This is a genomic window from Clostridiales bacterium (assembly GCA_017569285.1).
Taxonomy (GTDB): Bacteria; Bacillota; Clostridia; order Christensenellales; family Aristaeellaceae; genus Aristaeella.
The window spans coordinates 924,295-936,577 of the sequence record CP069419.1; the positions used below are offsets into that span (position 1 = coordinate 924,295).

The window sequence follows — 12,283 nt, forward strand, 5'->3', positions numbered from 1 at the left end:
CATTCTTCTTTATTCTTCTTTCTGTTTTTCTTCCTGCTTCCGCCGTTCCAGCCATACCGTCAGCACGGCGACATCCGCGGGGTTGACCCCGGGGATCCGCCCGGCTGCTCCCAGGGAAACCGGCTTCTGCTTTGCCAGCTTCTGGCGGGCCTCCAGCCGCAGGTGCTCAATCTGTTCGTACGGGATATCGTCCGGAAGCAGTGTCTCTTCCATCCGGCGGGCCTGTTCAATCAGGTGATCCTGCTTTTCCAGGTATCCGGCATACTTGATGGCGATCTCCGCCTGTTCCGCCGCGGCGGGCAGCGTATCTCCCAGTTCCGGGGCCAGCTCCTGCAGGTCCTTCATCCCGATTCCGGGCCGCCGCAGGAGTTCCTCCGCGCTCAGCGAGCCGGTGGCTTCCGGCTCCCCGCACTTCAGCAGGAAACTGTTCAGCGCTTCACCGGGTGCAAACCGTGTGGTCCGCAGCTGCCGTTCCAGCTCCCCGGTCTTCGCGCGCTTTTCATTCATCCGTTCCAGGCGTTCCTTCCCCGCCAGCCCGGCATGATAGCCGATCTCCGTCAGGCGCAGGTCCGCGTTATCCTGCCGCAGGTACAGCCGGTGTTCCGCGCGGGAGGTCATCATCCGGTACGGTTCATCCGTTCCCTTCGTGGTCAGGTCATCGGTCAGTACGCCGATATAGGCCATATCCCGGGTCAGGATCACCTGGGGCTTTCCCTGGATTTCCAGCGCCGCGTTCATGCCGGCCAGCAGGCCCTGGCACGCGGCTTCCTCGTATCCGCTCGTTCCGTTGATCTGCCCGGCAAAGAACAGTCCGCCGATCCGCAGGCTTTCCAGCGTCGGCCGAAGCTCGCGGCTGTCGATGCAGTCATACTCAATCGCGTATCCCAGCCGGGTAAACTCGCAGCGCCGCAGTCCGGGAATCGTCCGGTACATAGCCCACTGCACGTCCTCCGGCATAGAGGTGGACATCCCCTGCACATACCATTCCCGGCTTTCCTTCCCTTCCGGTTCCAGGAAGATCTGGTGCCGCTCCTTGTCGGCAAATCGGACAATCTTGTCCTCGATGCTGGGGCAGTACCGCGGTCCGATGCCGTGGATCTGCCCGCTGTACAGCGGAGCCCTGTGCAGGTTGTCCAGGATAATCCGGTGGGTCTCCGCGTTGGTCCAGGTCAGGTAGCAGCTGTAGGTGTTTTCCAGCTTTCGGTCCGTCATAAAGGAAAACGGAATCACCGGGTTGTCGCCTTTCTGCTCCTCCATCTCGTCAAAGTCGATGCTGCGGACGTCCACGCGGGCCGGTGTACCGGTCTTGAACCGGCGCAGCTCAAATCCCAGTTCCTGCAGCGAGGCGGACAGCAGCGGGGCGTTCATCAGTCCCTGGGGGCCGCTTTCCTTCCGGTATTCCCCGATGATAATGCTGCTCTTCAGGTACACGCCGGTGGATGCCACCACCGCCCGGCACGGAATGCGTGCGCCGGTCGCCGTGGTCACCGCGGTAACATGCCCGTTTTCCGTCTCAATGGACGCGGCTTCTCCCTGACGCACGGTCAGGCGCTCCTGGGTCAGGAGCGCCCGCCGCATCCGGTTCTGATATGCCTGTTTGTCCGCCTGTGCCCGCAGGGAATGGACCGCCGGTCCCTTCCCGGTGTTCAGCATGCGGCTCTGCAGAAATGTATCGTCGATTGCCAGTCCCATTTCTCCGCCCAGGGCATCCAGTTCCCGTACCAGGTGTCCCTTTGCGGATCCGCCGATCACCGGATTGCAGGCCATCAGGGCCACGCCGTCCATGTTCAGTGTCAGCAGCAGGGTATCAATTCCCATGCGCGCGGCAGCGAGTGCGGCCTCGCACCCTGCATGCCCCGCGCCGATAACCACCAGATCAGCCATTCGCGCCTCCGTCGCTGCCCGGTACCGGCACCGGGGTGGGAGTAGGTGTCCACATGTTCCGGCTGTAAGCCGGCTGAGTGGCTACCCAGTATTCCTCCGGGATCTTCCACTCCTGTCCGTTGTCAAAGGTGAACCCGGTAATAATCAGCGTTACCGAGCCCAGCGTGCCGCTCTCCCGGTAGTTGCCGAAATTGAAGCGCCCGTGCTGGGTCCGTTCGCCGGGGTTCAGGGTCAGCGGATAGCTTCCGTCAAATCCGTTCGTCACACCGTCCGTGTTGCAGATCAGCGGATAGTTCATCGTGTCGTAGCACAGCACGCGGAATTTCACCCGCGTAATCGTGTAGTTGCTGGTGTTCCACAGTACGATCCGGATCTTGTTGTCCGCCGTAATTTCGAGGTTCTCCAGGCGGACCGCGTTGTCATAGTCGCCCACTTCCACATTGGCGGATGCGGTGAACCCGCCTTCCTCCGTGGTCGTGGTCACCACCGTGGTTCCCGGCCAGTTGCCGGTCACCTTGCCGGTCGATGTACCGTTGGAGCGGACAGAAGCGATCGTCGGATCCGCGATATCCCAGTTCACCTTCTGGTTGTTCGCGTCGCTCGGCTGTACCGCCGCCTTGATGTTCACACCCCGGCCGATCGGTACATAGTAGGTATACTGCGGCAGGTTCACGCCTTCCACCGGCTGGGTCACATTCACCTTGATGTTCGCGCTCTTGTTGGATCCGTCCGCCGTGGTCACGGTAATCGTTGCGCTGCCGCGGCTGATGCCGGTCACCACGCCGTATTCGTCCACGGTCGCGATCTTCGGCGCGTTCGATTTGAACGTCACCGCTTTGTTGGTCGTGTTCGACGGTTCAATCACCCAGTCCAGCTGCTGGCTGGTTCCCTTGTGGAACGAAATGCCGTTCTGCGTCGTAAAGGAAATCTTTGTCGCCGGCTGATACACCGTAACCATCAGCGATGCTGAAACGGAGGGATTCGAAACGCTTCGGGCGGTCACATAGCATGTTCCGGGGCTGATGCCCGTGATCGTTCCGGCCTTGACCGTCGCGATGGATTCATCGGAGGATTCCCAGGACACCTGGCGGTTGTTCGCCTCCGCCGGCTGTGCGCTGGCATTTACCTGCACCTGGCGCTTGGTTGCCACGGTTACATTGTCCTGCTTCAGTGTGATCGATGTCACTTCCTGCTGCACATTCACGGTAAAGGATCCGGTTACCTTCGATCCGTCCAGGGCGGTGGCTTCAATTGTCGCCTGGCCCTTCGCAACACCGGTCACCACGCCGTTTTCATCCACCGTGGCAACACTCGGGCGCTTGGACGTCCAGGTGACCTTCCGGATGCTGGCCTTGTCCGGGGAGCAGACTGCGTCCAGTTCCATGGTTTCCCCGGCGAACATCGTCTTGGACGGCGCTTCGATTGAAATCTTCTTCACCGGTTCAACCACCAGCACGCGGTACAGCTCCACGATTTCCGGGTTCTGCACGCTGGAAACCGTCAGCACGCACTCACCCGCTTCCATGCCGCGCAGGTTGCCTTCCTTCGACACTTTGGCAATGCCGACGTCCGAGGATGCGTACTCAACCCTCCGGTTGTTCGCGTCTTCCGGTGTGCAGGAAGCGCTCAGGTTCACGCCCCGCGATACCGGAAGCACAATCACCGGCAGGTCCATGTCGTCCGCGGCAATCAGCACGCCGTCCAGCAGGGGATCTCCCGCCTCCATCACCGTCAGGTTCTTCCGGCTCAGGGTGACCTTGGTTACCCGCCGGATCACCTGGATTTCGATGGTCGCCCGGCGCACGGTTTTGCCGTCCTGCTTCAGGGCGGCGGTCACCGTTGCACGGCCTTTGGCAACCGGGGTTACGGTTCCGTCATCCGACACCGTCAGCGCCCGGGCATTGTCGCTTGAAAAGGTAATTTCCCCTTCTGCGTATTTTCCTTCCTGGCGAAGCGCCAGGGTCACTTCCTCGTCCTCAAAGACGCGGATACTCCGCTCGGCAAAAGCAAATGTATCCGCAGCCATGGCCGGTACAGCCGCCAACAGGCACAGCACAGCAGCAAGCACCACGATCAGAAGCTTTCTCTTCATTCCTTCAACCTCCGTCCTTCTGTGACTCCGATCCTTCGCCGGGAACCTGGAAAACACGGCCCCGTTCATATCAATCAACGAACGGAAAGCCCGGCTCATTCCCGCTTTTTGTAAACATAAACAGACGGCGCCACCCGGGCGCCGTCTGAAACCGTCAATGCGTATCCAGATAGTATCGGACAAGCTCTTCCAGAATCTCGTCCCGTTCCAGCCGGCGGATCAGGCTCCGCGCTGAATTGAAGCTGGTGATATATGTCGGGTCTCCGGAGAAAAGGTACCCCACCAGCTGGCTGATCGGGTCGTATCCTTTGGCCTGCAGTGCGCGGTAAACGTTAATCAGAATATCGTGTGCTTCATTTCCCGTCTCAACGATGGCCGGAAGCTTCTGGGTTTCCTGATTGTCCACGCTGATCACCTCCTGGTTCTGCCGTTATAGTATTATACCCTATTTCTCCCCGGAATGACAAGCATTTCCACACGCAAATTGCCATTTTTTGCGCTTTTTTATCGGATGCTTCCCGTATCCGGTACTTCGGATGTCCGGAACCGCCTGTCTGAACAGAAAACCGGCGTGGATTCAATCCACGCCGGTATCATTCCGGTAAGCTCCGCGGCATGGCTCCATGCCGCTGTTTCCGGTTACTGCCAGGGGGTGTAGAAGCGCTCTGCGCGCACCATGTTTCCGTCATCGTCAAAGGTAACTTTCACATTGTCCGAAGCAAAGTCCGGATATCCGCCGGCTGCCAGCATCGCGGCAAACTCTGCGGCGGTATGCTCAGTCGGTTCATCCAGGATGTCACCGGTTTCCGGATCAATCCCGTCCGCAAAAACCATATTCTCCGGGATTTCCAGCGTCATCGTGGCAATCGTATCCATATACTCATGTTCAAAAGACGAAACGCGCACGTAATCCTCCTGGATGGTCAGGTCAATCTCGTCGTTGACGGTCGCACCGAACTCATCCCGTTCCAGGGTCTCCACCGGAATAACTTCCTGGCCGATGGTCAGCAGATCGCCCACTTCCAGGTTGTCCAGGACTTCCTCGTCCAGGTGGATCGGCCGTTTCACTTCAGCCTTCACGGTATTGGCTTCCGCGTTGTATTCCGTCAGGTTGGTCGTGAAGGTCTGGCCGGCGATTGTCTTCCGGTTGACAACCGGGGTATTGGCAGGAATGAAATCCAGGTCCGTCAGGAAGTCCACGCTCAGCCGCAGCTGCTCTTCCGTCAGGTTCTTGTCCTCCGCAGTCAGGGACGGCGCCAGCACAAACTCAACGCAGTATCCCTTGTAGATGGAGAAGAACGCAATATAATCCATCTCTTCGGTTTCATGCCGGGCAATCAGCAGCAGGGTGCCGTACCCGGTTTCGCCGTAGGTAATCTCAACGAACGGATCGTCCTCAACATATGTTTCTTCCAGCTGGGCCAGTTCCTCCGCTGTCAGGTCGTTCATCCGTTCCACGTCATAGTATTTTTCATCAAAAGCCACGGACAGCTGCATAATCGGCGCTTCCGGATCCTGGGAACGGATGATCGCTGTCACAGAACTGGGGGTCACCAGGCCGGGAATCGGTTCATATCCTTCCGGAATGCCACACTGCAGGGTGAATTCCCCGTTGATACTGACACTGCCGATGGTCACCTTGCCTGCGGATTCCGCCACGGCGGAAACGGCGCAGAGCATCATCATGAGGCTCAGAATAACCGCAATCAGCTTTTTCATTTTTCTTATCCTCCTGCCATTTCCTTATCTTACTTCACAACGTATTTCTTGCTGATAAAGCCTACGTCTCCGGTACTCTGGTCTTCCACCTGGTACCAGTTTTTCAGTTCCTTGATCACCAGCAGCTTATCATTCTGTTTGTAGGTTGCCATGATTTCTGCGGACAGGCTGGGAGCCCACCGGAGGTTGACCCATCCGCTGGCGCGGGAAGGCCTCACAGTCACGGTGAAAGGTTCCACATCCTTCGCACTCCTGAATTCCTTGTTCACGTCCGCCAGGGTGTCCGTGGAGGTGGAAGAAGAGGAAGAGGAGGAAGAGGAGTCCGGCTTGGCCGCCGGCTTGCTCTTCTGCAGGTAGCGGTTGGAAACATAGCATGCGTATGTTCCATAACCGTATGTGGGATGATTGAAGGTGTAATCAATCAGCGCCCATCCGTTACCTGTGTCCAGGTAGTAGCAGTAAACCCGGGCGCCGTATTTCAGGGAGCCGATTTTCTCACCGCCGGGGGTAAAACGGACGTTCAGGCTCTTGCCGTTCTCGGTATATACATAGTAGTGACCGGCAGTAGTATCGATCGCCTGGTCTTCAGCCGTCACAGCGGGAATCAGCAGCATCAGGGACATCATTGCAGCAAGGATCAGGGAGAAAATACGCTTGGTCATGATGGGTAAACCTCCTTCTTATTCCTGTCTGTCCGGATTACAGATGCACCGGGCATTTCTGGGTCGGCTGGTTGTTCTTCCGGATCACCTTGATCCAGTCATGGTCAATCTCAAACTCAGTGACCTTCACCACATATTCATGTACTGTCGGAGAATCCGGAAGCTTGAAGTTAACCGTCTTCCAGTCCTTCTCTTTCGTGACGTCACCGGGTTCAAGCGTCTTTTTGTAAGTCATCACATAGGTGTTGCTGTCATCCTTGCTGTTGCAGGGAACCGGTTTCCCTTCATTGTCGAAAACGGAAACCTCCACCTTGATGGATGTAATCGTCAGGTCGCTGACGTTCTTAACCTTCAATAGCGCGTCCGCGCCTTTCACCTTGGCTTCCTGGATCTTCAGCGATTTTTCCCAGTGTCCGACCAGGACCGGAATGGATGTCTGGAATCCGCCGTCTTCCGTCGTGCCGGTAATTACGGTAACACCTTCGCTCACGCCGTAAATCGAAATCCGCTGCGGCTGATTCCGGATCGGTTCCACTGTCGCGATGGAAGGATCAGCGCTCACCCAGGTCATATTGTGGTTCGTGGCGGTATCCGGCTCCAGGATCGCGGTGGTGGTGGACTTGGTCCGCAGGTCAATATACGCTGTGTTCCGCTTCATATGCACGCCGGTCACATGCTGGTATACCCGGACCTTGATCTTGGCCTGGCGGTTGGATCCGTCGGTGCTCATCACGGTCACCCAGGTTTCACCGGCTTTGATCCCGGTGATTGTCCCGTCCTCACTGACCGTCAGCACTTTTTCGTTTCCGGCTTTGAATGTGACCGACGGATTGCTGGCGTTGGCCGGTTCCGTGGTCCAGGACAGCTGTGCGGTTTCACCGGCATATACCGCCGGTGCCTCACCGAGCGTCACCTTGGTTACCGGCTGCTGTACATGGACAACCGCCGATGCCTGGACCGTTCCGGTCTGCTTGTCCGTGCAGATGATCGTGCATTCACCCAGCGCCACACCGGTCACGCGCCCGTCCGCGTTCACCTTGGCAATGCTTTCATCGGAAGACGCCCACACCACATTTTTGTTGTTCGCATCCTTCGGAAGGACGGTGGCCCGTATTGCGGTGCTCCGCCCGGTATCGATGGTCAGCTCCGGCTTATCCAGCGTGATCTCCTCCGGGTTCTGGTTCACCTGGATGCTGATGCTGGCTTTGATATTGCTTCCATCCTTCGCCGTAGCGGTGATTCTCGCAGTCCCGCGCTTCACACCCGTCACATTTCCTTCTCCGTCCACGGTGGCGATCTTCTCATCCTGGGAAGCCCATTCCACTTCCTTCATCGCCGAGTTCTCCGGCAGGATATCCGCTGTCAGGCGGATCGTCTGCCCGACCGCCACTGCTTTCTCAGATGCGGTCACGGCAATCCGGGTCACCGGCTGGTAAACAATCACCCGGTACTGCACCGCCGCGGCCGGATCCATCGCGCTGGCGATCGTCAGGATGGTCTCTCCGGCATTCCGCGTATACAATGTGGTTTCGCGGATCCGGGCGACTTCCTCATCGTCCACGGTCAGGACGCTCTTCCTGTTCTTCAGATCCTTCGGCATTACGGTTACGCGCAGCTCCAGGTTCTTCTTCAGCGGAACCAGCAGCACCGGCAGCGTGTTTTCCTCCGCTCCTTCTGCCCGGAACAGGTCCACGCCGGGATCGTTCGCTTCGTATAGCGGGAGCCTTGTGGTATTCAGCTCAACCGTGATTGCTTCGTTCCCTTCCGCCAGTGCAGCCAGGCTGACACAGAGCAAAACCAGCACCAGCAGGGGAACCAGAATCTTCTTCATTCCGAAGACCTCCTCTTGTCTTTCCATCGTGTCCCGGAAAAGTACCGGATGGCCGGTACATCTTCCACGAACATTATTTCATCAGTTGTCCAACAGATGTCCATCTGTAAAAAAAGTTTTTTCAATTTATTTTTCTTGCCTCCACGGTTGTTTTCCATGTATAATGAAAGTTGTTATATTCCCGGATTTCGGGTGACCTTTTTTGGGCAAAGGAGCTGTGCGTGATGGAAGAAAACGCGGTACGCAGTAATTTTATCTGGGACGCTATTGACCAGGATCTGGCGGAAGGCCGGTATACGGAAATACATACCCGGTTTCCCCCGGAACCGAATGGATATATGCATATTGGGCACTGCAAAGCCCTGATTATGGACTTTCTCACCGCGGAGAAATACGGCGGAAAGTGCAACCTGCGCTTTGACGATACCAACCCCGCCAAGGAAGACACGGAATACGTAAACGCCATCAAAAAGGATATCCACTGGCTCGGTTTCCACTGGACCGGCGGTGAGTTTTACGCTTCCGATTATTATGACAAGTGTTACGAGATCGCGGAGGAGTGGATCCGTCGCGGCCTGGCCTATGTGGATGAGCTCAGCAAGGATGAGATGCGCGAATACCGCGGCACCCTCACCGAGCCCGGCAAAAACAGCCCCTGGCGCGACCGTCCCGCGGAAGAAAGCCTGGACCTGTTCCGCCGTATGAAGGCTGGTGAATTCCCGGAAGGCAGCAAAACCCTCCGTATGAAGATCGACATGGCCTCCCCGAATATCGTCATGCGCGATCCGGCCATGTACCGTATCCTGTATAAGGAACACTGGCGCACCGGAAACAAGTGGTGCATCTATCCCATGTACGATTTCTCCCACCCCATCGGCGACGCGCTGGAAGGCATCAGCCACTCCATGTGCTCCCTGGAGTATGAGATTCACCGTCCCCTGTACGACTGGGTCGTGGAAAAGAGCGCGGACATGCTGCCTGCCCGTCCCCGCCAGATCGAGTTCTCCCGCCTCAACATGACCGGCACGGTCATGTCCAAGCGCTACCTCCGCCAGCTGGTGGAGGGCGGCTATGTGGCCGGCTGGGACGATCCCCGGATGCCCACCCTCTCCGCCATGCGCCGCCGCGGCTATCCCGCGATGGCCATCCGGAATTTTGTGGACACCATCGGTATGAGCAAGGCGGATTCCACTGTGGACTACGCCGTACTGGAGCACTGCGTCCGCGATGTGCTGGGAAACACTGCCCCGCGCGCCATGGCGGTGCTGAATCCCCTCAAGGTGGTTCTCACCAACTGGCCGGAAGGCGAAACGAAGACCATTACCCTCGAAAATCACCCGGATCATCCGGAAATGGGTGAACGCACGCTGGCCTTCGGCCGGGAACTCTGGATTGAGCAGGAAGACTTCATGGAAGTCCCCGCCAAAAAATACCAGCGCATGTTCCCCGGCAATGAAGTCCGGCTCAAGGGCGCCTACATCGTCCGTTGCGACGAGTGTGTAAAGGATGCCGACGGCAACGTCACCGAAGTACACTGCACCGTGGACCTGGATTCCTTCTCCGGCAGCGCCGGCGCCGACCGGAAGATCAAGGGCAAAACCCTGCACTGGGTGCCCGCCGGGGACTGCATCCCCTTCGAAGCCCGGCTGTACGATCCCCTGCTGAACGATGAACTGCCCGAAGACGAGGAAGAAGCCGATAAAAAGGACTTCATCTCCCGCTTGAACCCGGAAAGCCTGAAGGTCTGCCGCGGCTACGCCGAAAAGGTCATCGCGGATGCCGAAACCGGCGCTTCCTTCCAGTTCCTGCGCACCGGCTACTTCTGCAAGGATCCGGATTCCACCGCTGAACTGCCTGTTTATAATCGTTCTGTCGGTCTCAAAGACACTTTCGCGAAGCAAAAGTAACTTTGAGAACTCTTCACCCTCAACTTTTCACTCTTCACTCAACCAAAAGGAGTTGTTTTCCATGACAGTTCGTACCCGTTTCGCCCCCAGCCCCACCGGTTTCATGCACCTGGGCGGCGTGCGCACCGCGCTTTACGCATACCTCTTTGCCAAACAGAACGATGGTCAGTTTATCCTGCGCATTGAGGATACTGACCAGGAACGCTTTGTGGAAGGCGCCACCGAAGTGATCTACGATACCCTCCGCGCCTGCGGCCTCAACTGGGATGAAGGTCCCGATGTCGGCGGCCCCTGCGGTCCCTACATCCAGTCCCAGCGCAAGGATACCTATCTCCCCTATGCAAAGCAGCTGGTCAAATCCGGCCATGCATACTACTGCTTCTGCTCCAAGGAGGAAATTGAGGAGCGGAAGGCAAAGGTGGAAGCGGCGGGCGGCACCTGGAAATACGACAAGCACTGCCTGCACCTGAGCGAGGAAGAAGTACAGCAGAAGCTGGATGCCGGTATCCCGTGGACCATCCGGATGAATGCGCCCACCGAGGGCGAAACCAGCTATACCGACGCGGTTTTCGGCGAGATGACCTTCCAGAATTCGGAAGCCATGGACGACATGGTCCTCATCAAGCAGGACGGCATGCCCACCTATAACTTCGCCAACGTGATTGACGACCACCTCATGGGCATCACCCATGTCATGCGCGGTATGGAGTACCTTTCCTCCACACCCCGCTACAATTACCTGTACACGGCGCTGGGCTGGGAAATCCCGACCTATATTCACCTGCCCACCGTCATGCGGGATGCCACTCACAAGCTTTCCAAACGGGACGGCGATGCCTATTATTCCGATTATATTGAGAAGGGCTTCCTCACCGAGGCGCTGATCAACTACCTGGCGCTGGTCGGCTGGAACCCCGGCACGGATCAGGAATTCTTCACCCTGCCGGAGCTGGTGAAGGCGTTTGATATCCACCGCATCAACAAATCTCCCGGCATCTTCGATGTCAACAAGCTGGAGTGGATGAACACCCAGTATGTCGCCCAGATGGACTTCGAAAAATACCTGGCCATGGCCACCCCGTGGTTCGACAAGGTGCTGGCCGGGAAAAACATCGACTACCGCCGCCTGGCGGAGCTCATGCAGAGCCGCACGGACATCTTCTCCCGTATTCCGGAAAAGATTGCCTTCCTGGCGGAAATACCGGAATATGACACTGCCATCTTTTTTAATAAGAAGCAGAAGAGCGATGAAACCGTGGCGAAGGAAGTCCTGCCCCTGCTGATCCCGGTGCTCGAAGGCATCAGCGACTGGACGGAGCAGAACATCCACGATGTGGTCATGGAGAACATCCAGGCCTGGGAGCGTAAAACCGGTTCCGTGCTCTGGCCCATGCGCATCGCGATTTCCGGCCAGGAATCCACTCCCGGCGGCGCGTTTGAAATTGCGTACCTGCTCGGCAAGGATGAAACCCTCGCCCGCATGAAAAAGTCCCTGGCGCGGCTGTAAGCATCCGCCTTCCGGCCTTCTGCCGCAAGGCTTTTCCCCCATAAAAAGTCAAAAGGGGTGTCAGCAAAAAAACTGCTTGACACCCCTTTTCCTGTCTGCTATAATATCGCCTGCGGCTAAAGCCGATGGGGAATGGTGTAACGGCAGCACCTACGACTCTGACTCGTATTGTCTAGGTTCGAATCCTAGTTCCCCAGCTTTTCTTTTTCTGGCTCCGTTGTCTAGAGGCCTAGGACGCGGCCCTCTCAAGGCTGAAACACGGGTTCGAATCCCGTCGGAGCTGCTTTGAGAAAGCCCTGCAATCTCAACGGTTGCAGGGATTTTTTGTGTCTCAAAAACAGCGTTTGACCCTTAATTTGACCCTTTACAGAATCAAAAAGGCTTCAATAAGAATGCCTGCCTTCGAATTCTCCGACCGGGCTGTGGAAATGGCCCTCATCAACAAGATTACCCAGAAAACCCGGCAGGAAAAGCCGATTCCCCGTGGCCGCTCCATCAACGAACTGATGGGACGGCTTTCTCTTTTGAAAAAATGACAGGAGGATGATCAGTATGACTATCACTGAACTGCGCAACAAGCGCGCCAAGACCTGGGAAGCGGCAAAGGCTTCTTCTCGGGAACATGGACGAGTATATCCACGGCTGCCAATACCGCCTGGACCTCCTTCACATCGTGGATCA

The 12,283-nt window shown here is 57.3% G+C and carries 9 protein-coding genes and 2 tRNA genes; 5 read left to right on the top strand and 6 right to left on the bottom strand.

The features are described from left to right. Window positions 1-9: 9 nt before the first annotated feature. The 6 genes from mnmG to JNO48_04060 all read right to left on the bottom strand — a co-directional run bounded on the left by mnmG (window position 10) and on the right by JNO48_04060 (window position 8,188). Window positions 10-1,884, bottom strand: a complete 1,875-nt coding sequence (mnmG, locus tag JNO48_04035; protein ID QTE69079.1) for a tRNA uridine-5-carboxymethylaminomethyl(34) synthesis enzyme MnmG — start codon at window positions 1,882-1,884, stop codon at window positions 10-12. After that, complete coding sequence (locus JNO48_04040) at window positions 1,877-3,976, bottom strand: Ig-like domain-containing protein (protein ID QTE69080.1); 2,100 nt, start codon at window positions 3,974-3,976, stop codon at window positions 1,877-1,879. Before JNO48_04040 ends, mnmG begins: the two co-directional genes overlap by 8 nt. Before the next feature lie 154 nt (window positions 3,977-4,130). Next, window positions 4,131-4,382: an IreB family regulatory phosphoprotein gene (locus JNO48_04045; protein QTE69081.1), complete on the bottom strand. Its 252-nt coding sequence runs from the start codon at window positions 4,380-4,382 to the stop codon at window positions 4,131-4,133. A gap of 233 nt (window positions 4,383-4,615) precedes the next feature. Further along, window positions 4,616-5,695, bottom strand: a complete 1,080-nt coding sequence (locus JNO48_04050) for a hypothetical protein (protein QTE69082.1) — start codon at window positions 5,693-5,695, stop codon at window positions 4,616-4,618. Between the two features lie 29 nt (window positions 5,696-5,724). After that, complete coding sequence (locus JNO48_04055; protein ID QTE69083.1) at window positions 5,725-6,357, bottom strand: SH3 domain-containing protein; 633 nt, start codon at window positions 6,355-6,357, stop codon at window positions 5,725-5,727. A 37-nt stretch (window positions 6,358-6,394) separates the two neighbouring features. After that, window positions 6,395-8,188, bottom strand: coding sequence for an Ig domain-containing protein (locus JNO48_04060; protein QTE69084.1), 1,794 nt, complete (start codon window positions 8,186-8,188; stop codon window positions 6,395-6,397). Window positions 8,189-8,412: 224 nt separating this feature from the next. On the opposite strand from JNO48_04060, the gene JNO48_04065 reads away from it, so the two are divergent. The 5 genes from JNO48_04065 (at window position 8,413) to JNO48_04085 (ending at window position 12,138) form a co-directional block, all read left to right on the top strand. Then, the gene (locus JNO48_04065) at window positions 8,413-10,095 is read left to right on the top strand and encodes a glutamine--tRNA ligase/YqeY domain fusion protein (protein ID QTE69085.1); all 1,683 of its coding nucleotides are present in this window, start codon (window positions 8,413-8,415) and stop codon (window positions 10,093-10,095) included. Between the two features lie 52 nt (window positions 10,096-10,147). After that, window positions 10,148-11,602: a glutamate--tRNA ligase gene (locus tag JNO48_04070; GenBank protein ID QTE69086.1), complete on the top strand. Its 1,455-nt coding sequence runs from the start codon at window positions 10,148-10,150 to the stop codon at window positions 11,600-11,602. 126 nt (window positions 11,603-11,728) lie between these two features. Further along, a tRNA-Gln gene (locus JNO48_04075) sits at window positions 11,729-11,799 on the top strand. 13 nt (window positions 11,800-11,812) lie between these two features. After that, window positions 11,813-11,885, top strand: a tRNA-Glu gene (locus JNO48_04080). Between the two features lie 109 nt (window positions 11,886-11,994). Next, window positions 11,995-12,138: a hypothetical protein gene (locus JNO48_04085; protein ID QTE69087.1), complete on the top strand. Its 144-nt coding sequence runs from the start codon at window positions 11,995-11,997 to the stop codon at window positions 12,136-12,138. Window positions 12,139-12,283 lie beyond the last annotated feature (145 nt).